The organism is Vibrio sp. ABH4_348, from assembly GCF_056159765.1.
This window is the reverse complement of sequence record NZ_JBSWVW010000001.1, coordinates 2,883,387-2,906,289: the sequence shown is the minus strand read 5'-3', so window position 1 is coordinate 2,906,289 and position 22,903 is coordinate 2,883,387. Positions and strand designations below refer to the sequence as shown.

Here is a 22,903-nt window from a genome sequence, read left to right as displayed (position 1 = left end):
CCACAACACCCCGGGTGGTTCGAATAATGACCACAATAATCAGGACTAGTAGAGATGCTGCGCGAGAGTTAACGTTCATTTTTATATCTAAATTGTGTTTGCTTAATATTGAAGCGATTCGTTCGCTTGCCCTAGTGTTATCACAAATATCCGTTGCGTGACAAGCAAAAACTCATACTTTTTCCATCTTTCTAGCGAGATCTGCGCTGGTTACTATGCGACTTAGATTAACCATTCATACCAGTTGTTAGAGCTTAGTTCTGTTTTTCTTTTTTGTGCTGGTCTTCTTAACCAAATATCCGAGTCAAAGAGGTAGATAATAAAATGGGATTGGCAGTGGTCTACAGTAGAGCGAGTATTGGAATTGAAGCACCCGATGTCACAGTAGAGGTCCATATTAGCCGAGGTATGCCTGGCTTTAATTTGGTCGGTCTTCCGGAAACGACGGTTAAAGAATCACGTGATCGAGTGCGCAGCGCCATCTTGCACGCCAACTTTGAATTTCCAGCTAAGAAGATTACGGTAAATTTAGCACCAGCGGATTTGCCTAAAGAGGGAGGGCGGTTTGACTTACCCATTGCATTGGGGATATTGGCGGCGTCAGAGCAAATTCCAAAAAACGGATTAGAGAACTCTGAGTTTGTCGGAGAGTTGGCCTTGTCTGGTGAGTTACGCTCAGTGCGCGGAGTCATTTCTGCCGCATTAGCGGCGCGAGACAAACGCAGGACGTTGATTGTGCCAGATGGCAATGCGTCACAAGTTTCTTTGCTTCACAATACCGAACACAAATCCGCGGCGAGCCTGCTGCAAGTGTGTTTATTTCTTTCAGGTCAACAAGCGCTAACCCTCAAACCCTCAGAGTTTGTCAAATCAGAAACACAGCGCACTCGCGATCTCACCGATATTATCGGTCAGCAACAAGGCAAACGGGCGTTGGAGATAGGCGCTGCTGGTGGTCACAACTTGTTGTTTATGGGGCCTCCCGGTACGGGCAAAACCATGCTGGCTTCTCGATTGGCAGATTTACTACCCCCCATGACCGATGAAGAAGCCTTGCAAACCGCTTCAGTCCATTCGCTGTCACAGCGAGATATTGATGTTCAACAGTGGAAAAGTCGTCCATTTCGCTCTCCCCATCATTCGAGTTCGATGGCTGCTTTGGTTGGCGGTGGTAGTGTACCGCGACCGGGCGAAATCTCTCTGGCACACAATGGTTTGTTGTTTTTGGATGAGTTGCCAGAGTTTGAACGTAAAGTTTTGGATTCACTGAGGGAGCCTTTGGAATCAGGGGAAATTATTATTTCTCGAGCTCAAGGGAAAACTTGTTTCCCGGCTAGGTTTCAATTGGTTGGTGCGCTTAATCCGAGTCCGACTGGATATTATGAAGGAAATAATACGAGAACGAATCCTCAGGCCATATTGCGTTATCTCAATCGAATTTCGGGACCTTTTCTCGATAGATTTGATATGTCGATAGAGATTCCTCTGCTGCCACAAGGGACATTGGCGGCTGGTGGTGAACGAGGGGAAACCACAAAGGTTGTACGACAGCGCGTATTTGCCGCTCGCCAATTGATGATGGAGCGCTCTGGTTGCGTCAATGCTTTACTGCAGAGTAGGCAAGTCGAACAGCATTGTAAATTAAGTCGAGTTGATGCTGAATTTTTAGAAACGGCCTTGCACCGACTTGGGCTTTCCGTTCGGGCATATCATCGAATTTTGAAAGTGGCGCGTACCATTGCTGACCTAGCGCACGAACCCAATATTTCTCGGGCTCATTTAGCGGAAGCTTTGGGCTATCGGGCTATGGATAGACTATTAAAGCAACTTACCAATCAAACCGCGCAGGTCTAAATAGGTTAACAACTACTCTGACCATTACTAAACCAGTTCTCCTTGTGGGCAATGAATGTATAATAATACGCTGTTTTTTATGTTCGTGTGAGCTTGAATGTTTAAGTCGTGGTTCTTGCTGTTGGTGAATGCATCGCTGGTTATCCTCAATTCTGCGATCACTTCTATCCTCGTCTCTATTATTGCTATTTTTAAATTGTTGGTTCCCTATCAACCAGCAAAGTCTAAAGCCACTCAACTGGCCAACAAACTGATGTGGTTATGGGCCAGTGTTAACGCCGCAATTTTAACAGCAACCAACCCTGTGAAATGGGAAATATCGGGATTTGAAACGTTAAGCAAAGACTCGTGGTACTTACTGATCAGCAATCACGTCAGTTGGGCTGATATTGTCATTTTGCTTTGTGTTTTCAAAGATCGCATACCCATGCCCAAGTTTTTTCTCAAGCAGCAATTGTTGTATGTACCTTTTGTGGGATTAGGTTGCTGGGCGATGGATATGCCATTTATGAAGCGATATTCCCGCGAGTATCTACTTAGGCACCCTGAAAAACGTGGTGAAGATCTGCAAACGACACGCAGAGCCTGCGAAAAATTCAAACATACACCAACCACCGTGGTGAATTTTGTTGAAGGTACCCGCTTTACTCCTGAAAAACAGCGAGCTGGAAACGCTGAATTTGAACATCTATTGCAGCCCAAAACAGGTGGGATTGCCTATGCGCTCGGTGCTATGGGCGAACAGTTCGACTGTGTTCTAGATGTGACTTTAGCGTATCCAGATAATCGTCAGACACCTTTTAAAGATATGTTAATGGGTAAGCTTAAGACTGTTGTAGTAAGGGTCAATCAGCATCCTGTGGATGAGTCGTTCACAGGAGACTATTTCAGAGACAAAAAGTACAAGCGCCAATTTCAGCTGTGGTTAATGAGTCTTTGGAAAGATAATGATGAGTTTCTTAAGCAGCGTTACGCTAGAGATGATTAGAGTGCAAAAAGGGGCGAAATCGCCCCTTGAATGTAACTAATGCTGGTGGGTTAGAACTTTTTCAATAAGAAGTTAACCAGCTCAAAATACTCATCGACAGTTTTAATTGTTTGCGCTTGAACTAGGTATTTATTGTTTACAACAACTGCTGGTACACCTGTCAATCCACTATCTTTAAACTGCTTGTTAAAACGACGCACCATAGAATCGACAGCAAAGCCATTGAAAGCCGCATCATACTTGGCAGCATCTACGCCGTTATCGATAAAAATCTGTCTTAGCTCTTCTTCATTTTTTGGGCGAATGTTCTTGACGTGAATACGATCAAATAACACGGGCACCATAACCTCTTCGACATTCAGCGCTACCATGGTCGCATAGGCTTTACTCATTGGTTCACCCATGTTGCCACCCATAAATGACACATGGCTTTTTTGCAGTTTTACGCCCTCTGGTAAGTTGTCTTTCAATTGCTGAATGATTGGTTCAAAGGAATGACAATGCGGGCAATAAAAGGAGAAAAACTCGGTGACATTGGCTTTTTTAGATGCAGGAACATTCAGTACTTTGTAATGCGTACCTTCAGAAAATTGAGCAGCGTGTGCTGACATGCTAACAAAAAACACTGCGAATAATGCAAACAGCTTTTTCATCGATGGGATCCTTATTATCTGTTGTTGTTTCGTCTCTACCACTGAGGTTGCAGTGACAATGGGGCTTCGTCAAGTGCGGCAATTTGCTCTTTGAAAGCAAGTACCTGACTTTCCCAGTATTTGGGGTCGTTAAACCAAGGAAAAGCGATTGGAAAAGCCGGATCGTTCCAGCGTTTTGCCAACCAAGCCATATAGTGCACCATACGTAGACCGCGCAAAGGCTCAATTAGTTTCAGTTGATTGTGGTTAAAGTCACAAAACTCCTGATAAGCCTCTAAGACTAGGTCCAATTGAGCTAATTGGTCGTGTCGCTCGCCGTTGAGAAGCATCCATATATCTTGTACTGCGGGTCCATTGCGGCTGTCATCTAAATCGACAAACAGAGGGCCATCACGCCACAAAATATTACCCGGGTGGCAATCGCCATGTAAGCGAATTGGGTTGTAAGTAGGCTCCCATTGCTCCTTGATTCGTGAGATGAGTAAATCTAAATCATTGAAGAATGCTGATTCGAGATGAAGTGGAATGAATTGTGATTCTTGTAGAAGCTTACGCGGCTCTACTAAATATTCCTCAAGACCAATGGTCGGACGTTGCGAAAATTGTTTTTGCGCGCCGACTTGGTGAATGCGGCCTAAGAAGCGTCCAACCCACTCTAATTGTTCTTCGTTGTCGACTTCAAACTGCCGACCACCAACACTTGGGAATAGGGCAAAGCGATAACCTTGGAAATGATGCAGTGTGTGTCCATTTAAACTCACTGGTGCAGCAATGGGGATTTCAGCGTCAACCAAATCTTGGCTAAACTCATGTTCCTCAAGAATTTGCTGGTCACTCCAGCGCTCTGGACGATAAAACTTGACCACAAAGCGACGCTTTTCTTCGTCAGTAAATTGGTAAACACGGTTTTCGTAACTATTGAGCGCGAGGAAACCAGAATCAGCGCGAACACCTATGCTCTCCAAGGCGTACCACATGGAGTCTGGCGAGAGAGATGAAAAATCAAAGCTAGCTGTAGACATAATAAAAAAAGACCCGTTGCCGAGTCTTTTCCAAAAGTTTTACCCAGTTAGAGCTTTTTGATAAAGCGACTCTCAACTTGAGTTTGGAAATCCTGACTGTCGCTGAGTATAAACTGAATTGTCGAAATAGAGGAATCGAGTTCATGTGGCAATACGCCAATACTCATCGGTAGGCTGAGTACCTCACCAGGTTCTACTTGCACTGTTTGTTTGCCATACCATGAATAGTTTGAAAGCCCCGATACAGAAAGCTGATAGGTTTGGGGTTGCTGAGTTTTATTGATGAGTTTTAGCGTGTAGGTATTTTCTACCTCGCCATCACCATTTACTCTAAACAATTGTGTGCGGTCGCGAAGTACACTTAATCCCGCAGGGTCAACCGCGGAGATTTGCGCAAACATCAGGCCGCACATGACCAACATAACTAAACCATAACCGATCAGTTTAGGACGCATCACCTTAGTGTGGTTACCCGATAAGCGGTGTTCTGTGGTGTAGCTTATCAAGCCTTTCTGATACCCCATACGGTCCATAGTTTGGTCACAGGCGTCAATACAGGCCCCACAGTTAATACACTCGTACTGGAGACCATCGCGAATATCGATGCCAGTTGGGCACACTTGCACACATAAGTCGCAATCGATGCAATCACCCAGCCCAAGCTTTTTATGATCAGCCTTGCGTGAGCGCGGTCCGCGAGCTTCGCCTCGCTTGCTGTCATAGCCAACGATAAAGGTATCTTTATCAAACATGGCCGATTGAAAGCGAGAATATGGGCACATGTGAATACACATGATTGAGCGCATCCAGCCAGCGTTTGCGTAAGTGCAACCAGCAAAAAATAGCACCCAAAACACCGGCCAAAAGCTGGCGTTAAATGTAAAAAAGTCGACAAACAACGCTTTCATGGGAACGAAGTAGCCGACAAAAGTCAGTCCCGTCAAAATGGCAATTGAGATCCAAGCGAGATGCTTAAGCCCTTTTTTGACGATCAATTGTTGAGTGAGTTTTCCAGAATCTTGTTTACGGCGTTTATTGGCGCTGCCTTCAAGCTTTTCTTCAAACCAGATGTACATAAATGTCCAAACGGTTTGAGGGCAAAGGTAGCCACACCAAACTCGACCCAAAAATGTGGTGATAAAAAATAGACCAAACGCCGCCACCATTAGTAATAAAGCGAGTACGGTAAGGTCTTGTGGGTAGAGTGTGGTACCAAAAAAGTTAAACTGTTGGTTGCCAATGTCTAACAATATGGCTTGACGGTCTCCAAATGGAATCCACGGAATAAGAGCAAATAGCAATAGAAAAAACCAACCGCCGTAGCGGCGGAGCTTTTGAAAGGTTCCTTTGCTTTCACGAACGTAAATTCGATTGCTCGGATTAAATCTATCCCCACCACCTTTGTGGGTTTTAGGGTTGAATGTCTTAGGAGTCACGTCTTTGACGTCGATTCTGTCCTGACTCATGGGAGCGATCCTTATGGGCTTGTAGGGCGCGAGAGGCTCGCGCTGACACGACAATGCTGCAATTTATGACCCTTTTTAGGGTTCTTTTTTACTTTAGCGAACACTTAATTAAGTATATCGCTTGTAGCCCGAATTTTTCTTTACTCTAGTCAATTAATAACCACAAAACTAGAACAGTCATTAAACTTATTGCTAGAACAGTTGATAGTCTTGTTCCTAACGCATGAGCCAAGGGGATTAACTAGGAAGGACTGAATAATCTACTATTCAGACTTGATGATTCCTCTGGCTTTTAAAAGCGCAGATTTGAAATCGTCTTCTTGGTCTTTTTGTAGTCCCGGAATCATGGCGTTTTTATCTTGATTACGCATTTTCAAGTGATAGATCAAAGTGTCATCAGTGAGTTCACGCAGGTCACCTTTATGACTGGCTTCACTCGCCAATAGACTTAAAAACTCTAGTAAGTTATCGGCTGGACGCTTTTTCCACTCGGGTTCTAGCAGTTCGAGAAGTTCTTCAATTCGATGCTGATGCATATAATACCTCACAAAGATTAATGTTTTTGCCAACGGTATCAAATCGCTATCAGTAAGGTAAGAAAAAAGCGCAGATAACTGCGCTTTTCTATTAGGCCGCTTGTTCGACTTTCTTGGAATCCGATGACGTCATCACCAGTTTCTCAGTAAGTGTTTTTACAGGTGCCGAGGGGGTTGCGACTTTGGCTTTACAGGTGCTGTGCCTACGTCGCGACGCACTACAATGTGTGTGCGCAAACCTGACGGTTGTACGGTGCATTTATCTACCTAACGGTCAGGCAATTCCATTGCCAAACTAATGGCCCAAGTAACTATGAGTTGAGCTTCATGCGACTACAGCATGCAATGAAGGGTGGCTCTTCTGGCTCCCGCCAATCCAAATAATTACTCAGGAACTTACGTATCAATCGATACCCGTATAGATTAGCAGTATATTGGTAGTTGATCGATAGTTAATCAATATGTTGCGAAAGTTGACAATGTTTTATGCATGCAGTGTTACATTGGTCATCTGACATTGTGCTTGGAGGTAGTATGTCTTTATTCAAAAAAACGCTGGCGTCTTTTGGGATTGGTTCTGCAAAAGTCGATTCGGTGTTGGCTCAAGATGTGTTGTATCCCGGTGATCCTGTAGACATTAAAGTCATGGTTTACGGTGGTAACGCCGATCAAGAAGTAGACAATATTGAGCTTAAACTCTGCTGTCAGTACTTCAGTGAAGAACCTGTAGGACGGACCGATTCTGGTAATGAATCTTCAGAAACCCGACGAGTGAAAAAGAAGCATGTACTGGGTGAATGGTCGCTGCCTTATGCTTTTACTATTGAATCCGGTGAGACACGTGAATTTGACGTTCAGCTTGAGCTACCCATCAACACACCGGTGACGTTAGGCGACGCTAAAGTTTGGCTTGAGACCGGGCTCGATATCTCGATGGCGATTGACCCGAGTGATAACGACATACTCACCGTTCGCCCAGATAACCTACTTGAGGGCATATTAGATGGATTAGAAGCGCAAGGCTTGAGGATTCGACAAGTTGAGTGTGAAGCCGTAAAAGGGTTTGAACTTCCGTTTGTCCAAGAATTTGAGTTTGTTCCGACCACGGGACCGTTTCATGGACGCTGGCGAGAACTTGAGTTAGTCGCTTACCGCGATGCGAAGTCGTTAAAGATGTGGTTTGAAGTCGACCGACACCGCGAAGGACTTAGAGGTATGTTGGCTTCGTTGTTGGGCAAAGGGGACCTCAAACGCGAACTGGTTATTCCGCTGAATACAGCGCCTGCGCAAGCTGGTGAGCAAGTGGTGGAGTTTCTTGATTCGACTACTTAACCAGTTCTAGTTAGTTATCAATTTAGACTTACACGTGTAAGTCTAATGTGCGATACTGCCTTGAAGATAACCTTTGGGCAGTCAACATGGCACATTCCAAACCAACGTATTCCAATAAAGAAGAGTTTATCAATGCACTGACTCATGGCCTTGGCATGGTATTGGGCATTGTCGGATTGGTATTACTTCTCGTTAAATCTACTCAAAACCAACCAGACACCGTCACCATTACTAGCGTATCGATTTATGGCGCGAGTCTAATCTTGCTGTTTTTGGCATCGACTCTGTATCACGCCATTCCCTATAAAAAAGCCAAGCGCGCGTTAAAAACTTTCGATCACTGTGCGATTTATCTGTTAATTGCGGGGAGTTACACGCCGTTTTTATTGGTTAGCTTGCAAACACCGTTGGCAATAGGTTTGATGATTGCAATTTGGTTATTGGCACTGATCGGAATTGTGATGAAGCTGTTTTTTGTATATCGCTTTAAGCGTTTGTCTTTGGCCACGTATCTGATAATGGGGTGGTTATCACTGTTGGTTATTTATCAGTTGGCAATACACTTACAGCTGGGTGGATTAGTATTGTTAGCAGCGGGTGGTTTGATTTATTCCCTTGGCGTGGTGTTTTACGTCGCACATAAGATTCCGTTTAACCATGCCATATGGCATGGTTTTGTTATGCTTGGATGTTTTTGCCATTACCTGGCTATCTATTGGTATGTCCTTCCAGATAGCCAAGTCTAGAGTGGGCCAATTTTTAGCACACCGAACTACAAGAAGAATGGGCTTGGTTGGAATAGCGCTTCGACATCAGGAACATACTTTTTATCTACCAAGAACATAACGACGTGGTCGTCTTGCTCTATAACAGTTCTGTCGTGAGCAATCAGCACTTCTTCGCCACGCACGATGGCGCCAATTGTGGTTCCCGGTGGGAGTTTAATTTCGCCAATGGATCGACCCACTACCTTCGACGTGGTTTCATCGCCATGAGCGATGGCTTCAATGGCCTCCGCCGCCCCTCGTCTTAATGAAGAAACGTTGACAATGTCGGCACGACGAACGTGAGTCAACAAAGCGGAAATTGTAGCTTGCTGAGGGGATATCGCGACGTCAATAGCACCACCTTGAACCAAATCGATGTAGGCGCTGCGTTGAATCAGCACCATGACTTTTTTGGCACCCATACGCTTGGCTAACATCGCCGACATGATATTGGTTTCATCTTCGTTGGTGAGTGCAATAAACACATCTACCTGATCTATATTCTCTTCGCTGAGTAGCTCTTGGTCCGCCGCATCACCACAAAATACGGTGGTGTTTTCCAGCTCTTCTGATAAACGCTCAGCGCGATCGTAATGGCGTTCGATTAGCTTAACACTGTAGGTGTGCTCTAAGCGTTTGGCCAAACTCGCACCAATGTTACCGCCACCAACAATCATGATACGTCGATAGGGTTTTTCTAACCTTTGCAGTTCACTCATCACTGAGCGAATGTGATTACTTGCGGCGACAAAAAACACTTCATCATCAGCTTCGATGATGGTGGTTCCCTGTGGGCGAATAGGACGACCTTGGCGGAAGATGGCGGCCACACGGGTATCGATATGTGGCATGTGCTCGCGCAGTGCCGAGAGTGCATTACCTACTAACGGTCCGCCGTAATAGGCTTTGACCGCAACTAGGCTGACCTTTTGTTCAGCAAAAGACACAACTTGGAGTGCGCCCGGATACTGGACTAATCGCTCAATATAGCTAGTAACCAGTTCTTCTGGTGCAATTAGGTGGTCGACAGGAACGGCGCCCGACTGGAACAAGGCTTCTTTTTCGACTAAATACTCTGGTGAACGAATACGGGCAATGCGGTTCGGTGTATTGAATAGGGTGAATGCCACTTGGCATGCCGCCATATTGGTTTCATCCGTATTGGTGACCGCGACCAGCATGTCCGCGTCGACGGCTCCCGCCTCTCGCAGTACATCGGGGTGACTGGCATAACCATTTACTACGCGTAAATCATATTTATCTTGAAGCTCACGGAGACGATCGCTGTTGCGATCGACTATGGTTATGTCGTTGTTTTCACCAACTAAGTTTTCTGCGAGTGTGCCGCCTACTTGGCCAGCACCCAAGATAATTATTTTCATCGCTTAATACTTATTTTGCTCTAGGCTTATGCCTGCTTTTTCAACACGGCGTAGTAGAAACCGTCCATGTCTTCTTCACCTGGCAAGATCTGTCGCCCAGGGTTATCTAACGGTGAACCGTCTAAAACAGCATCTTGCGTTCTTGCTAAAAATGCTTTCACTTGCGCTGCATTTTCCTGTGGCATGATCGAACAGGTTGCGTAAACCAAAGTGCCACCGGGTTTTAGTTGTTGCCACATCGCATCGATGATCTCAGACTGCAGCTGTGCTAAAGCTTCAATATCATCAGCTCGACGTAACCACTTGATATCAGGGTGTCGTCTAATCACGCCGGTTGCTGAGCAAGGGGCGTCAAGTAGAATGCGATCAAATTGCTCACCTTGCCACCAATCTTGTGGTTTACGTGCGTCACCGCAAATTACTTGTGCAGATACGTTGAGTCGCTCCAAGTTTTCATTAACTCGATCTAGGCGCTGTTGATCCACATCGATGGCAACCACTTGCGCTTGGTGACGCTCAAGAATATGCGCTGTTTTGCCACCCGGCGCGGCGCAGCAATCGAGAATCAGCTCGTTATCTTTAGGTGTCAGATACTCAATCGATAATTGCGCTGCGGCATCTTGTACGGAAACCCAGCCCTCGGCAAAGCCTGGAAGCTGATGCACGTCGCACGCTTTATCGAGTTTGATGGCATCAGGCGCTTGGCTATGAACTTGATATGCAATGTCGCATTGGTCTAACAACTTGATGTAGCTGTCTCTGCTGTGGTGACGTTGGTTGACGCGTAGCCACATCGGCGCTTTTTGATTGTTGTGCTCGACAATCGATTGCCAATCATTGGGGTAGTGCTGCTTTAAAGTCTTGAGCAGCCAGCTCGGGTGGCCGTATTTACCCGCATCGTGGCTGACTGATTGTTGGTCAAGCTGTTCTTGATTGCGCTGATAATTTCTTAACACTGCATTGATAAGGCCGCGCAAACGAGGACCTTTTAGCCCTTTTGTGCCTTCAACGGTTTCCGCCACTGCCGCGTGGGCAGGCACTCGCATATGACCTAATTGATAAAGTCCAACTAAAATCAAATGATGGAATACTCGTTGTTTGCCTTTTAGGGGCTTATCCATTAGTTGACCGGCAATGGATTCCAATCGCGGTAGGATACGCAGTGCGCCATAACAGATTTCCTGCAGTAGGGCGTGATCTTTAGAGGCGATAGATTGTTGGGCATAGGGGAGGGCAGTAGAGAGTGATTGACCTTTATCAACCACTTGAAACAGCACTTGAGCGGCTGCAGCGCGTACGTTCATAACGTTACCTTTGCGTGGGGCATCTCTGCCCCAAAAATGTTCGATAGTAAGCTAGGTTAGATTGAGCTAGCTTAAAGTGGTGCCAACTTTGAACCAATCTGCACGGGCATTAAGAATGTCGGCAATTGGCATGGCTTTTTTACCGGGGATCTGGATCGATTCTAACACCAGCACATCTTTGCCAGTGGTGATGTATAACCCAGTCTTGTCGGCACGAATGATGGTGCCCGGAGTCTCATCACTAGATACGCTTTCTACACGCGATTGCCAGACTTTGATGGTTTTGTCATCCAATGAAAAATGACTCATCGGCCACGGATTAAAAGCACGAACACAGCGTTCAATGTGTTCTGCAGAATCTTGCCAATTGATCTTGGCTTCGTCTTTGCTGAGCTTTTCGGCGTAATTCGCAAGCGCATCATCTTGCTTCTCTGGCTTGGCTTCACCCTTGGCTAATAAATCAAGGCAATCTACTAGTGCTTTTGGCCCTAACTCGGCCAATTTTTCATACAGGGTTGCGCTGGTGTCAGTGCTTTCGATCGGTAATGACGCAATACTGAGCATGTCACCCGTATCCAACCCTTCGTCCATCTGCATGATGGTGACACCAGCTTCTTTATCGCCCGCCCAAATTGAACGTTGAATCGGTGCCGCGCCGCGCCATCGCGGTAGGATTGAACCATGAACGTTGATACAACCGAGTTTAGGGGTATCTAAGACAACTTTTGGCAGGATAAAACCGTAAGCCACCACGATCATCACGTCGGCGTTTAGAGCAGCCAGTTCAACTTGTGCCTGCTCCGATTTCATCGATGCAGGCTGAAAAACAGGAATGTCGTGTTCAAGTGCTAAGGTTTTTACCGCACTTGCGGTGAGTTTTTTGCCACGTCCAGCCGGTTTGTCTGGTGGAGTGTAAGTCGCAATCACTTGATGCTCGGATTCAATAAGAGCAGCTAGGTGGCGAGCGGCAAAATCAGGCGTGCCTGCAAATACAATACGCAATGGTTGGGTCAATGAATTGTCCTCTACTTGATAGACAGTTAAGCGTTGCGTTCGCGTTGGCGCTTAATCTTTTTAAGTTTGTCAGTGATTCTTTTGCGCTTGAGCGGTGATAAATAATCGACAAACAGTTTGCCATCTAAGTGGTCAATTTCGTGTTGCAGACAAATAGCAAGTAGCTCATCGGCTTCAATTGTGAACTCATTGCCTTCTCGGTCTAGCGCTTTTACGGTGATTTCCGCGTAGCGTGGCACTAGCGCGCGACAGCCAGGAATAGACAGACAGCCTTCTTCGATACCGTCTTCACCGTTCTTTTCGATGATTTCTGGATTGATAAACACCAAACGTTCATCGCGGGTTTCGGACACGTCAATCACGATGATACGTTGATGAATATCAACTTGGGTTGCTGCCAAGCCGATACCTTCTTGCTCATACATGGTGTCAAACATGTCGTCGACAATTTTTTGAACTTCTGGAGTAACCGCTTCAACAGGTTTTGCTACCGTGCGAAGACGATCATCCGGGAAAATTAATACATTTAATACAGACATATACACTCGAAATTTTGAACTGCGCTGAATCCAGTCAACGCGTGATGGCTCAATTCTAGACATTTTACGATGTAAATGACAGCATCAGCTCAGTCTTTTCATGCGGCGATAGCGAAAGCTTAAGACGCATTTTATCAATTGCCCGTTGTTATTAAGAGCACACCACCAAGGATGAGGGTTATGTTTCGTAGAGCCTCTTTACTACTAAGTTTAACGGCCACTTTCATGGCACCAATAGCATTGGCTGAGTCGGAAGTTCCGCTCACTCTGAAACCTGATGCTCCCACCTCCTATACTGTGGTTAAGGGCGATACCTTGTGGGACATTTCTGAACTGTTTTTGGAAAGTCCTTGGTTGTGGCCTCGATTGTGGCAAGTGAACCCTGAAATTGATAACCCACATCTTATTTATCCTGGCGATAAGTTAAGCCTGATTTGGCGAGATGGTCAGCCAGTGTTGAGTTTAAAACCTATGGTTAAACTCAGCCCTAAAATTAGAGTGTTAAAAAAAGAGCCGGTGCCTACCGTCAAAGAAAGTGCGCTTCTTCCGTATTTAGAGTCTGATCGCTTAATTGGAATGACCGAACTCAAACAGACTTCTAGGGTTATTGGTTCAAGTGACGGTAAGCAGTATTTAACTCATTCTTCACTTATCTATGTCACTGGTGAGCATGAACATAAAGAGTGGGGAATCTATCGAGAAAGTGAGCGCTATCAAAGGGATGGTCAAACTGTGATCGCGCTAAAGCGTATTGCAACTGGGGCACTTGATAAAGCGGGCGACAACATCACTGGATTGCAGATCACCACACAGTTACAAGAGATCTCAACCGATGATGTAGCGATACCAGAACTAGGGGTAGAGGATTTGGGATTGTCTACTTTATTCTATCCTGTTCCAGCTCCGAGTTTGCAAGGGACTCAAATTCTTGGCGCGATTGAGGGTAGCCAATACGTGGGAGAAAATCAGGTAGTGGTATTAAACCGAGGCGAAAATGACGGTTTAACACAAGGCAGTGTCTTTGAGTTGTTTGAGCAAGGTGCAAAAACCAGCTCTATGCTCAGCCAGTCTGACGCGGTGAAACAAGTTGCCAGCAAAAAGGTCAGTCTGCCTAACCAACAGGTGGGTAGCTTGATGGTGATACGCCCTTATGCGCATTTTAGCCTGGCGTTGGTGACCGAGAGTAAGGTGCCCGTTGGCAAAAAGACCATAGTTCAAAGCCCCGTCGTTAATTAATTCGCTATCATGAATCCGCATCTCACTGCCTGGCTGACGCTTTCTCTAACGCCAGGCGTGGGTGCTAAAACCTTTCAGAAACTCATTGCCCACTCCCCACCTCAAGAAATCCTGAGTTTATCGGAGGATGAACTCATTGCCGTTGGATTTAAGCCCAAGCAGCGTCAATTTTTGAGAGGAGGATGTCAAACTGAGCTCGATGCAATTTTGTCTTGGTGTGGGCAAGGGGAAAATCGGCATGTCCTCACGCTAAAGGATAAAACCTACCCATCACTGTTGAAGCAAATCGCCGACCCTCCCCCCATTTTATTTGTTGAAGGCCAACTCGATTGTTTGCTTAAACCTCAAATTGCGATGGTTGGCAGTCGAAATGCGACAGCAGATGGACTAGACAACGCCACTGATTTTGCGGCTGCGTTGGCAAAAGAAAACATTATCGTCACCAGTGGGCTCGCATTGGGTATCGATGGTTATGCGCATGCGGGGTCGTTGCGCAGTGGTGGAGAAACCATTGCCGTTTTAGGTTCGGGACTGGCAAATGTTTACCCCAAAACGCATCAGGGTTTGGCGGAGCGAATCATTGGTTCAGGGGCGTTGGTTTCAGAGTATCTTCCGTCTGCGCCTCCCAAAGCCAATCAGTTTCCAAAACGCAATCGCATTATCAGTGGCTTGAGTATCGGTACGCTGATTGTTGAAGCGACTGAGCGCAGTGGTTCATTGATTACCGCCAGACTTGCCAGCGAACAGGGAAGGGAAGTGTTTGTCATTCCCGGCAGCATTCGTCAACCACAATACCGAGGTAGTCATCGATTGATTCAACAGGGCGCCAAGTTGGTACAAAACTTGGAGGATATTCGCCAAGAACTCGATGGAATGCTGTTGTGGCACGATCAAAATGAGTCGTTTGAGATGACTTCCAACTTAGATGAGCAATTAAAGCAAATTGATAGCAAACAAGAATTGCCATTTCCTCAGCTGTTAGCTAACGTAGGAAGTAAGGCCACACCTGTTGATATTCTCGCTGAGCGGACCCATATACCCGTTCAGGACGTCATGACACAGCTGCTGGAGCTGGAATTGCTGGGACACGTAATTGCGGTTTCAGGAGGCTACATTCGTACGGGGAGGAGCTAGCTATGATGATGGATATTTTGATGTATCTGTTCGAAACCTATATCCATAGCGACACTGAGTTGCAAGTGGACCAAGATGAGCTAGAGGAAGAACTGCTCCGAGCTGGTTTTCACCAGAAAGATATTTATAAAGCACTGCAATGGCTAGAAGATTTAGCAGCACTGCAACAAAGTGATGCTCAGTCAGCCATGACCACGAGTGCGGCAACGTCGACTCGAATTTTTACGCGAACCGAAATGTCTCGCCTCGATTTAGAGTGTCGTGGTTTTCTATTGTTCCTAGAGCAAATTAACGTATTAACGTCAGAAACTCGCGAAATGGTTATCGATCGGGTTATGGGGCTTGAAACGTCTGAGTTTGAGCTAGATGACCTCAAGTGGATCATCTTAATGGTATTGTTTAATGTTCCTGGTAACGAGAACGCCTATACCATGATGGAAGAGCTTCTTTATACCAAAGAACAGGGCATTCTCCACTAACCCCTGCCTTATTTGTATGAGTAATAAAATAGACAACGAGCTTTTTAGTGCTCATGAACACGCACTTGATACTCGAGAGTGCCCCGCTTGTGGCGCAGATATGCACATGCGGCACGGCAAGCACGGGCCTTTTTGGGGCTGCAGCCAGTATCCGAGCTGTGAACACAGCATTCCCCTTCATTCTACAGATAGTCGCATCATCAAAGAACTCGGCGTACCTTGCCCGCAATGTGCCAATGAGCTGGTATTGAGGCAAGGGCGGTATGGCATGTTTGTTGGCTGTAGCTATTATCCGCAATGTACCCACGTGGAGTCTCTGCATCAAGCCGAACCTGAAACTGCCGACCACATTGCGTGTCCAGAGTGTGAAACTGGCCATTTGGTTGAGCGAAAGTCCCGTTACGGAAAAACGTTTCATGCCTGCGACCAGTATCCAAGCTGCAAGTTTTCGGTCAATTTATCGCCGGTGGCAGGCTGTTGCCAAACGTGCCAATTCCCCTTGTTATTAAACAAACCGACCAGCAATGGCGATGTGTTGGTGTGTGCCGATAAAAAATGTCAGGCAAAGCAGGTGTAAGCTTCTGGGTTGAATAGCAAAAAAGCTCACGGAATCGTGAGCTTTTTGTCTTTTTGGGTATCCAGCGTATTTAGGACTATAGGTAATCGCTCAACGCAGGGTAGTGGTTGTCACCCAAAATTGAAGCCACTTTATGCAGTTGCTGCTTCAAAGACCGTTCTGGAGTTGCCGTCACATTGATATGACCCATTTTGCGGCCAGCACGTTTTTCTTTGCCATACCAGTGTAGATAAACACCGGATAGCGACAAGAGCTCGTCTGGAACTGAATCTTGGCCGAGGATATTCACCATAGCGGTATCGCGCAGAAGTGCGGTGCTTCCCAACGGCAATCCCAAGACAGCGCGAATGTGGTTTTCGAACTGACACACTTGCGCTCCTTGTTGAGTCCAGTGACCGGAATTATGTACACGAGGGGCAATTTCATTCACCAACAATTGTCCGCCCACGTCGAAGAATTCCAGCGCCAATACACCAACGTAATTTAGGCTCTTCGCCACAGCGGTGAACATCTCTTTGGCTTGGTTTTGCAGCGCGGGTTCATCAATGGCGGTAGATAGACTCAGTACCCCATCGACGTGAACATTTTCAGCCAAAGGGTAAACCTGAATGTCTCCTTGTTGATTACGTGCACCAACCAAAGAGACTTCACGTGAAAAGGGAACAAACTCCTCGGCAACAATCGCTTGCTGAGGGTTTTCTTCCAAGCTTGCTGACATTTCCGCCCATACTTCATCCACCTTAGTGCCAGACTTGAGGCGCCACTGCCCTTTGCCATCATAGCCACCTAATGCAGTTTTGAGCACCATTGGGATACCGACGGTCTCAATAGCTTTATCAAAATCTTCACGATTGCTGATGATGGCGTATTTGGCATTTTTAACACCTGCATTATCAAGCAAAGCTTTTTCAATACGACGATCGCCGCCGGCTTTGATGGCATCGGTATGAGGGTAAAATTTACCACTGGCTTCGCACTGATCGAGCACATCATGAGGAATGTGCTCAAACTCTGCTGTAATTACGTCTGCACTTTGAATGGCATCAGCCAGTCCTGAACCAAGTACTTGTTGCGTCAGAGGGTGAACAATATTCTCAGAACCCACATCAAACGCGGTCACTTTAATGTTCAGTGGTGCGCTAGAAAGTGACATCATGCGAGCAAGCTGACCAGCACCTAAAACCAAAACATTCATGGTTTACTCCTGAGATGGATCCGGATTGGCAAGTACAGTGTCAGTTTGCGTTTGTCGGAACGCTTCCACTTTACTCATCACCTCTTCGTCGTGAGTACCGATGATTTGAGCGGCTAAAATACCCGCATTTGCTGCGCCTGCTTCACCAATGGCAAGCGTACCCACAGCAATACCTTTGGGCATTTGAACGATAGAAAGCAGTGAATCCATACCTTTTAGTGCGCGAGATTGAACCGGCACGCCAAGAACAGGAAGGCTGGTGAAAGCGGCTGCCATTCCTGGCAAATGCGCAGCACCGCCAGCGCCAGCGATGATGACTTTAAGACCGCGCTCTTTCGCGCTGTTAGCGTAATCTGCCAAAAGTTGTGGAGTGCGATGAGCAGAAACGACTTTTGTTTCGTATTCCACACCAAATTGATCTAGCATATCTGCAGCTAACTTCATGGTTGGCCAGTCAGACTTTGAACCCATGATGATACCGACTTTCATCTCAAACTCCTTGCAGCGTTAATGGGACTTCACGAGAATTTGAGCGCATTATACGGGGAAATGAACACCAAGCAAACGATTGCGCGGTTGCAATCTCAATAACCCAATTCTTGTTCTGGTGTGAATACGTTGCGACTGGTAACCGAAAAAGTGCCCCGTCTTTGTTGAATTAAGTGGTTGGATACGTGAATCAAATAGATAAACAAGCAGTTAAAACATTTTTAATGGCCCTGCAGGACCAAATTTGTGCGCAATTAGAGCAAGCAGATGGAAAGGCTTGCTTTAAAGAAGATGCTTGGCAAAGAGAACCAGGTGAGAAGCTGGGTGGGGGCGGGCGTACACGTGTCATGACCAATGGCGCGGTATTTGAGCAGGGAGGCGTCAATTTTTCTCACGTTCAAGGTGCTAAGATGCCGGCTTCTGCGACAGCACATCGACCTGAACTGGCGGGAAGACGCTTTGAGGCGATGGGTGTTTCACTGGTTATGCACCCTAAAAACCCTTATGTACCGACATCCCACGCCAACGTGAGATTTTTTATTGCCGAAAAAGCAGGTGCAGATCCAATCTGGTGGTTTGGTGGCGGGTTTGACCTTACACCTTTCTATCCATTTGAAGCGGACTGTATAGAGTGGCATCAAACAGCCAAAGAATTGTGTCAGCCTTTTGGCGACAATGTTTATGCGGAACACAAAAAGTGGTGTGACGAGTACTTCTATTTACCGCATCGAGATGAAACACGTGGTGTTGGCGGATTATTTTTCGATGACCTAAACCAATGGTCTTTTGACAAGTGTTTTGATTACATCAAAGCCGTTGGAGAAGGCTATAACCAAGCCTATTTACCGATAGTGGAGCGTCGTAAAAATACCGAATTTGGTGAACGCGAACGCGAGTTTCAGCTGTATCGACGTGGTCGTTATGTAGAATTCAACTTAGTATTCGATAGAGGCACGTTATTTGGGTTGCAAAGTGGTGGTCGAACGGAATCCATTTTAATGTCCATGCCGCCGCTCGCTCGTTGGGAATATGGATACCAACCACAACAAAATTCACCAGAACAGAATCTATGTGACAACTTTTTAAAACCAAGGGATTGGTAGTGAGTAATAGCAAACCAAACAATCAAAAAGACATCTCTTCTGTTGGCCAATATGCGGTATTTGGAAATCCAATAGCACATAGCAAATCGCCTGACATTCATCATGCGTTTGCAGAGCAAACTGGACAATCTATTCAATACGTGAAAAAGCTTTCAGAAATTGAGGCATTTGAATCAGATGTTTCTGCGTTCTTTCAACAGGGGGGGTTAGGGTGCAATGTAACTGTCCCTTTTAAGGAAAGAGCGTTTAACTTGGCGGAAATACTGACTGATAGAGCTCGCATCGCTGGCGCTGTGAACACTCTTTATATAAATGAGGTGGCACAGATCATTGGTGATAACACGGATGGAGAAGGCTTAGTTCAAGACTTGATTAGAAATGGCGCGGAGCTACAACATGCTCGTATCCTTGTTTTGGGAGCGGGTGGCGCAGCGCGAGGTGTGGTTCTTCCACTATTAGAAAGACAGCCAGCGCAAATCGTGATTGCGAACCGTACGTTAAGCAAAGCAGAGCAGATTGTTACGGAAATTAATCGTCAAGAAGTGTCTGCTCAAGCGTTAGATGAGATTGATTGCGGCTTTGATGTGGTCATTAATTCGACGTCGGCCAGTCTATCTGGAACCTTGCCAGATGTTTCCCCGGTGATCTTTGATGGATGTGTGTTGGCTTATGACATGATGTATGCGGCCAACGCAACAGCCTTTAACCAGTGGGCCAAAACGCATCGCGTCAAAAATATCGTTGATGGCCTGGGTATGCTTGTTGGGCAAGCGGCGGAAAGTTTTTCAATTTGGCGAGGAATCAAACCAGATGTTGAACCGGTACTGACAAAGCTACGACAAGAATTACGCGCTCAATAAGGAAGTTTGCATGAACCAATCCATTTTGTTTTCTGATCAAAGACGATTTTGCGAAGATACGGAAACCATCGTATTTGAAGCACAACAATCGGGTGCTTTGATTGTGTGTAAGCTGTCTTTGGCGTCACTGGTTAAATTAGCTCAAAAAACGCCTCGTGATTCTGATGAAATTTTGAAACTGTTCGACCAATACCGATTTGATATAGAAGAACTCGCCGAAGAGTTAATTGAAGATGAAGCGTTTAATGCTTCAGGTGAAATCGAACTTTAACAACAGTAGACGTTTCCCTCTTTACCTACTTATAGCGCAGTAAAGAAGGAAGTAATCTAAACGGGCTGAACCTCTGAAAGGTAGTCGTTTTTGTTTTGCACGTAGTTATCGGCGGATTTTTTAAGGAAAGCTAATTCTTTCTCTGACAATGGTCTGGCTTGTTTTACCGGACTGCCTACATACAAATAGCCACTCTCAAGCGTTTTGTTGGGTGGGACTAGACTACCAGCACCTATCATCACATCCGATTCAATGGTTACACCATCTAATACGATAGCGCCCATACCAACCAACACGCGATCTTTAATGTTACAACCATGTAGCATGACCTTGTGTCCTATGGTTACATCATTACCTATGATGAGAGGATAACCATTAGGGTTTTCGACATTTTTGTGTGTAACGTGTAATACGGAGCCGTCTTGAATGTTGGTTCGTTCGCCAATATGAATATGGTTCACGTCACCACGTGCTGCGACTAAAGGCCAAACACTGGAATGGCTACCAATAGTAATGTCACCTACGATTACCGCAGAACTATCTATATAAACACCGTCTGCAATTGTTGGTTTGATACCTTTATAGCTTCGAAGACTCATAATTATTGTTCTCAAATACAGTTATATATGCAGACTATTACTTAGTTTACGTAGCAAAAACACCCTTTTCTGTTTAAGTTTTATTCGAACGATAAAAAAAACAAAAAAAAGTGTCAAAAGGGGTTGTCAACGTGACTTCGATCTCTATAATGCCCCCTCGCTGACACGGCAACAGCGGCAAAAAAGCCAGCGCCGAGTTAGCTCGCCAAATTGAGATAAAAAAGTGTTTGACACAGTGTTTTAACTCATTAAAATGGCGGCCTCTCAGTGAGTGACTAAGTCGCTTAGTTGAGAAAGCTCTTTAACAATATAAACCTATCAATCTGTGTGGGCACTCGTTGATAATAATCCAATTAGAAGCTTAGGCTTCAAATTCGGTTTCAATGAACGAAGTGACCATTGAATCTTCGGATTCAGCACAGTCAATTCAACATTACATATGTAATGTCAGTATTCATTGAGCCAACCAAAACTTAAATTGAAGAGTTTGATCATGGCTCAGATTGAACGCTGGCGGCAGGCCTAACACATGCAAGTCGAGCGGAAACGGCAACATTGACTCTTCGGATGATTTGTTGGACGTCGAGCGGCGGACGGGTGAGTAATGCCTGGGAAATTGCCCTGATGTGGGGGATAACCATTGGAAACGATGGCTAATACCGCATAATAGCTTCGGCTCAAAGAGGGGGACCTTCGGGCCTCTCGCGTCAGGATATGCCCAGGTGGGATTAGCTAGTTGGTGAGGTAAAGGCTCACCAAGGCGACGATCCCTAGCTGGTCTGAGAGGATGATCAGCCACACTGGAACTGAGACACGGTCCAGACTCCTACGGGAGGCAGCAGTGGGGAATATTGCACAATGGGCGCAAGCCTGATGCAGCCATGCCGCGTGTATGAAGAAGGCCTTCGGGTTGTAAAGTACTTTCAGTTGTGAGGAAGGTGGTGCCGTTAATAGCGGTATCATTTGACGTTAGCAACAGAAGAAGCACCGGCTAACTCCGTGCCAGCAGCCGCGGTAATACGGAGGGTGCGAGCGTTAATCGGAATTACTGGGCGTAAAGCGCATGCAGGTGGATGACTAAGTCAGATGTGAAAGCCCCGGGCTCAACCTGGGAACTGCATTTGAAACTGGTCGTCTAGAGTACTGTAGAGGGGGGTAGAATTTCAGGTGTAGCGGTGAAATGCGTAGAGATCTGAAGGAATACCGGTGGCGAAGGCGGCCCCCTGGACAGATACTGACACTCAGATGCGAAAGCGTGGGGAGCAAACAGGATTAGATACCCTGGTAGTCCACGCCGTAAACGATGTCTACTTGGAGGTTGTGGCCTTGAGCCGTGGCTTTCGGAGCTAACGCGTTAAGTAGACCGCCTGGGGAGTACGGTCGCAAGATTAAAACTCAAATGAATTGACGGGGGCCCGCACAAGCGGTGGAGCATGTGGTTTAATTCGATGCAACGCGAAGAACCTTACCTACTCTTGACATCCTCAGAAGAGACTGGAGACAGTCTTGTGCCTTCGGGAACTGAGAGACAGGTGCTGCATGGCTGTCGTCAGCTCGTGTTGTGAAATGTTGGGTTAAGTCCCGCAACGAGCGCAACCCTTATCCTTGTTTGCCAGCACTTCGGGTGGGAACTCCAGGGAGACTGCCGGTGATAAACCGGAGGAAGGTGGGGACGACGTCAAGTCATCATGGCCCTTACGAGTAGGGCTACACACGTGCTACAATGGCGCATACAGAGGGTGGCCAACTTGCGAGAGTGAGCGAATCCCAAAAAGTGCGTCGTAGTCCGGATTGGAGTCTGCAACTCGACTCCATGAAGTCGGAATCGCTAGTAATCGTAGATCAGAATGCTACGGTGAATACGTTCCCGGGCCTTGTACACACCGCCCGTCACACCATGGGAGTGGGCTGCAAAAGAAGTGGGTAGTTTAACCTTCGGGAGGACGCTCACCACTTTGTGGTTCATGACTGGGGTGAAGTCGTAACAAGGTAGCGCTAGGGGAACCTGGCGCTGGATCACCTCCTTACGAAAAGATTATTGCGATGAGTGTTCACACAGATTGATGGTTTATGATGTAAAGAGTTTACAGGTAAGTGCCCAAC

General features: G+C 46.2%; 22 protein-coding genes and 1 rRNA gene. 12 read left to right on the top strand and 11 right to left on the bottom strand.

The genetic code is table 11. The features are described from left to right. Positions 1–324 precede the first annotated feature (324 nt). Entirely contained in the window at positions 325–1,854 is a 1,530-nt protein-coding gene (locus ACXAFJ_RS13295; RefSeq protein ID WP_475323965.1) for a YifB family Mg chelatase-like AAA ATPase, read from the top strand. A gap of 97 nt (positions 1,855–1,951) precedes the next feature. Further along, positions 1,952–2,842: an acyltransferase gene (locus ACXAFJ_RS13290; RefSeq protein WP_475323964.1), complete on the top strand. Its 891-nt coding sequence runs from the start codon at positions 1,952–1,954 to the stop codon at positions 2,840–2,842. A gap of 50 nt (positions 2,843–2,892) precedes the next feature. On the opposite strand, the gene ACXAFJ_RS13285 is transcribed toward ACXAFJ_RS13290, so the two are convergent. The 4 genes from ACXAFJ_RS13285 to ACXAFJ_RS13270 form a co-directional block, all read right to left on the bottom strand. Then, positions 2,893–3,495 carry a thiol:disulfide interchange protein DsbA/DsbL gene (locus ACXAFJ_RS13285; RefSeq protein ID WP_475323962.1) on the bottom strand — a complete coding sequence of 201 codons (603 nt, stop codon included), beginning with the start codon at positions 3,493–3,495 and terminating at the stop codon, positions 2,893–2,895. Between the two features lie 35 nt (positions 3,496–3,530). After that, positions 3,531–4,517 (bottom strand): serine/threonine protein kinase, encoded by a 987-nt coding sequence (locus ACXAFJ_RS13280; RefSeq protein WP_475323961.1) that lies wholly within the window; start codon positions 4,515–4,517, stop codon positions 3,531–3,533. A gap of 47 nt (positions 4,518–4,564) precedes the next feature. Continuing rightward, positions 4,565–5,983 carry a cytochrome c oxidase accessory protein CcoG gene (gene ccoG, locus ACXAFJ_RS13275; protein ID WP_475323960.1) on the bottom strand — a complete coding sequence of 473 codons (1,419 nt, stop codon included), beginning with the start codon at positions 5,981–5,983 and terminating at the stop codon, positions 4,565–4,567. A 263-nt stretch (positions 5,984–6,246) separates the two neighbouring features. Next, entirely contained in the window at positions 6,247–6,519 is a 273-nt protein-coding gene (locus tag ACXAFJ_RS13270) for a DUF1040 family protein (RefSeq protein ID WP_475323958.1), read from the bottom strand. A gap of 534 nt (positions 6,520–7,053) precedes the next feature. Between ACXAFJ_RS13270 and ACXAFJ_RS13265 the strand changes: the two genes are divergently transcribed. Both ACXAFJ_RS13265 and trhA read left to right on the top strand, forming a co-directional pair. Continuing rightward, positions 7,054–7,851 carry a sporulation protein gene (locus ACXAFJ_RS13265; RefSeq protein ID WP_475323957.1) on the top strand — a complete coding sequence of 266 codons (798 nt, stop codon included), beginning with the start codon at positions 7,054–7,056 and terminating at the stop codon, positions 7,849–7,851. An 86-nt stretch (positions 7,852–7,937) separates the two neighbouring features. Next, positions 7,938–8,597 carry a PAQR family membrane homeostasis protein TrhA gene (trhA, locus tag ACXAFJ_RS13260; RefSeq protein ID WP_475323956.1) on the top strand — a complete coding sequence of 220 codons (660 nt, stop codon included), beginning with the start codon at positions 7,938–7,940 and terminating at the stop codon, positions 8,595–8,597. 26 nt (positions 8,598–8,623) lie between these two features. Here trhA and trkA read toward each other — a convergent pair whose 3' ends face one another. The 4 genes from trkA to def all read right to left on the bottom strand — a co-directional run bounded on the left by trkA (position 8,624) and on the right by def (position 12,857). Continuing rightward, positions 8,624–10,000: a Trk system potassium transporter TrkA gene (gene trkA / locus ACXAFJ_RS13255; protein ID WP_475323954.1), complete on the bottom strand. Its 1,377-nt coding sequence runs from the start codon at positions 9,998–10,000 to the stop codon at positions 8,624–8,626. Between the two features lie 26 nt (positions 10,001–10,026). Next, the gene (gene rsmB / locus ACXAFJ_RS13250) at positions 10,027–11,304 is read right to left on the bottom strand and encodes a 16S rRNA (cytosine(967)-C(5))-methyltransferase RsmB (protein WP_475323953.1); all 1,278 of its coding nucleotides are present in this window, start codon (positions 11,302–11,304) and stop codon (positions 10,027–10,029) included. Positions 11,305–11,370: 66 nt separating this feature from the next. After that, positions 11,371–12,318 carry a methionyl-tRNA formyltransferase gene (fmt, locus tag ACXAFJ_RS13245; RefSeq protein WP_475323952.1) on the bottom strand — a complete coding sequence of 316 codons (948 nt, stop codon included), beginning with the start codon at positions 12,316–12,318 and terminating at the stop codon, positions 11,371–11,373. 26 nt (positions 12,319–12,344) lie between these two features. After that, a complete protein-coding gene (gene def, locus ACXAFJ_RS13240) occupies positions 12,345–12,857 on the bottom strand; it encodes a peptide deformylase (protein WP_475323950.1) in 513 nt (170 codons plus the stop codon). Positions 12,858–13,028: 171 nt separating this feature from the next. Here def and ACXAFJ_RS13235 point away from each other — a divergent pair, with 171 nt between their 5' ends. From ACXAFJ_RS13235 to ACXAFJ_RS13220, 4 genes are read left to right on the top strand one after another with little or no spacing between them, the layout of a single operon-like run. After that, positions 13,029–14,093 carry a LysM peptidoglycan-binding domain-containing protein gene (locus ACXAFJ_RS13235; RefSeq protein WP_475323949.1) on the top strand — a complete coding sequence of 355 codons (1,065 nt, stop codon included), beginning with the start codon at positions 13,029–13,031 and terminating at the stop codon, positions 14,091–14,093. Between the two features lie 9 nt (positions 14,094–14,102). Then, the gene (gene dprA / locus ACXAFJ_RS13230; protein WP_475323948.1) at positions 14,103–15,227 is read left to right on the top strand and encodes a DNA-processing protein DprA; all 1,125 of its coding nucleotides are present in this window, start codon (positions 14,103–14,105) and stop codon (positions 15,225–15,227) included. Between the two features lie 2 nt (positions 15,228–15,229). Continuing rightward, on the top strand, positions 15,230–15,706 hold the full coding sequence (locus ACXAFJ_RS13225) for a DUF494 family protein (protein ID WP_475323946.1): 477 nt from the start codon (positions 15,230–15,232) through the stop codon (positions 15,704–15,706). Positions 15,707–15,722: 16 nt separating this feature from the next. Then, a complete protein-coding gene (locus ACXAFJ_RS13220; protein WP_475323945.1) occupies positions 15,723–16,283 on the top strand; it encodes a DNA topoisomerase family protein in 561 nt (186 codons plus the stop codon). Positions 16,284–16,359: 76 nt separating this feature from the next. On the opposite strand, the gene ACXAFJ_RS13215 is transcribed toward ACXAFJ_RS13220, so the two are convergent. Together ACXAFJ_RS13215 and purE are read right to left on the bottom strand one after the other, a co-directional pair. Next, positions 16,360–17,478, bottom strand: a complete 1,119-nt coding sequence (locus ACXAFJ_RS13215; protein ID WP_475323944.1) for a 5-(carboxyamino)imidazole ribonucleotide synthase — start codon at positions 17,476–17,478, stop codon at positions 16,360–16,362. Positions 17,479–17,481: 3 nt separating this feature from the next. Then, the gene (purE, locus tag ACXAFJ_RS13210) at positions 17,482–17,967 is read right to left on the bottom strand and encodes a 5-(carboxyamino)imidazole ribonucleotide mutase (protein WP_475323942.1); all 486 of its coding nucleotides are present in this window, start codon (positions 17,965–17,967) and stop codon (positions 17,482–17,484) included. Between the two features lie 185 nt (positions 17,968–18,152). On the opposite strand from purE, the gene hemF reads away from it, so the two are divergent. The 3 genes from hemF to ACXAFJ_RS13195 are packed head-to-tail and all read left to right on the top strand — an operon-like array spanning position 18,153 to position 20,201. Then, complete coding sequence (gene hemF, locus ACXAFJ_RS13205) at positions 18,153–19,070, top strand: oxygen-dependent coproporphyrinogen oxidase (RefSeq protein WP_475323940.1); 918 nt, start codon at positions 18,153–18,155, stop codon at positions 19,068–19,070. Continuing rightward, positions 19,070–19,930, top strand: a complete 861-nt coding sequence (aroE, locus tag ACXAFJ_RS13200) for a shikimate dehydrogenase (RefSeq protein WP_475323938.1) — start codon at positions 19,070–19,072, stop codon at positions 19,928–19,930. Before hemF ends, aroE begins: the two co-directional genes overlap by 1 nt. Before the next feature lie 10 nt (positions 19,931–19,940). Further along, positions 19,941–20,201 (top strand): DUF1488 family protein, encoded by a 261-nt coding sequence (locus ACXAFJ_RS13195; protein WP_475323936.1) that lies wholly within the window; start codon positions 19,941–19,943, stop codon positions 20,199–20,201. A 56-nt stretch (positions 20,202–20,257) separates the two neighbouring features. Here ACXAFJ_RS13195 and ACXAFJ_RS13190 read toward each other — a convergent pair whose 3' ends face one another. Then, the gene (locus ACXAFJ_RS13190; RefSeq protein WP_475324128.1) at positions 20,258–20,803 is read right to left on the bottom strand and encodes a gamma carbonic anhydrase family protein; all 546 of its coding nucleotides are present in this window, start codon (positions 20,801–20,803) and stop codon (positions 20,258–20,260) included. A gap of 472 nt (positions 20,804–21,275) precedes the next feature. On the opposite strand from ACXAFJ_RS13190, the gene ACXAFJ_RS13185 reads away from it, so the two are divergent. Beyond that, a 16S ribosomal RNA gene (locus ACXAFJ_RS13185) occupies positions 21,276–22,827 on the top strand. The last annotated feature ends 76 nt before the right edge of the window (positions 22,828–22,903 follow it).

Bases quoted from the DNA above. Each gene is read 5' to 3' on its own strand.
- ACXAFJ_RS13295 (WP_475323965.1), top strand. From the start codon at position 325: ATGGGATTGGCAGTGGTCTACAGTAGAGCGAGTATTGGAATTGAAGCA.
- ACXAFJ_RS13290 (WP_475323964.1), top strand. From the start codon at position 1,952: ATGTTTAAGTCGTGGTTCTTGCTGTTGGTGAATGCATCGCTGGTTATC.
- ACXAFJ_RS13285 (WP_475323962.1), bottom strand. From the start codon at position 3,495: ATGAAAAAGCTGTTTGCATTATTCGCAGTGTTTTTTGTTAGCATGTCA.
- ACXAFJ_RS13280 (WP_475323961.1), bottom strand. From the start codon at position 4,517: ATGTCTACAGCTAGCTTTGATTTTTCATCTCTCTCGCCAGACTCCATG.
- ccoG (WP_475323960.1), bottom strand. From the start codon at position 5,983: ATGAGTCAGGACAGAATCGACGTCAAAGACGTGACTCCTAAGACATTC.
- ACXAFJ_RS13270 (WP_475323958.1), bottom strand. From the start codon at position 6,519: ATGCATCAGCATCGAATTGAAGAACTTCTCGAACTGCTAGAACCCGAG.
- ACXAFJ_RS13265 (WP_475323957.1), top strand. From the start codon at position 7,054: ATGTCTTTATTCAAAAAAACGCTGGCGTCTTTTGGGATTGGTTCTGCA.
- trhA (WP_475323956.1), top strand. From the start codon at position 7,938: ATGGCACATTCCAAACCAACGTATTCCAATAAAGAAGAGTTTATCAAT.
- trkA (WP_475323954.1), bottom strand. From the start codon at position 10,000: ATGAAAATAATTATCTTGGGTGCTGGCCAAGTAGGCGGCACACTCGCA.
- rsmB (WP_475323953.1), bottom strand. From the start codon at position 11,304: ATGAACGTACGCGCTGCAGCCGCTCAAGTGCTGTTTCAAGTGGTTGAT.
- def (WP_475323950.1), bottom strand. From the start codon at position 12,857: ATGTCTGTATTAAATGTATTAATTTTCCCGGATGATCGTCTTCGCACG.
- ACXAFJ_RS13235 (WP_475323949.1), top strand. From the start codon at position 13,029: ATGAGGGTTATGTTTCGTAGAGCCTCTTTACTACTAAGTTTAACGGCC.
- dprA (WP_475323948.1), top strand. From the start codon at position 14,103: ATGAATCCGCATCTCACTGCCTGGCTGACGCTTTCTCTAACGCCAGGC.
- ACXAFJ_RS13225 (WP_475323946.1), top strand. From the start codon at position 15,230: ATGATGATGGATATTTTGATGTATCTGTTCGAAACCTATATCCATAGC.
- ACXAFJ_RS13220 (WP_475323945.1), top strand. From the start codon at position 15,723: ATGAGTAATAAAATAGACAACGAGCTTTTTAGTGCTCATGAACACGCA.
- ACXAFJ_RS13215 (WP_475323944.1), bottom strand. From the start codon at position 17,478: ATGAATGTTTTGGTTTTAGGTGCTGGTCAGCTTGCTCGCATGATGTCA.
- purE (WP_475323942.1), bottom strand. From the start codon at position 17,967: ATGAAAGTCGGTATCATCATGGGTTCAAAGTCTGACTGGCCAACCATG.
- ACXAFJ_RS13195 (WP_475323936.1), top strand. From the start codon at position 19,941: ATGAACCAATCCATTTTGTTTTCTGATCAAAGACGATTTTGCGAAGAT.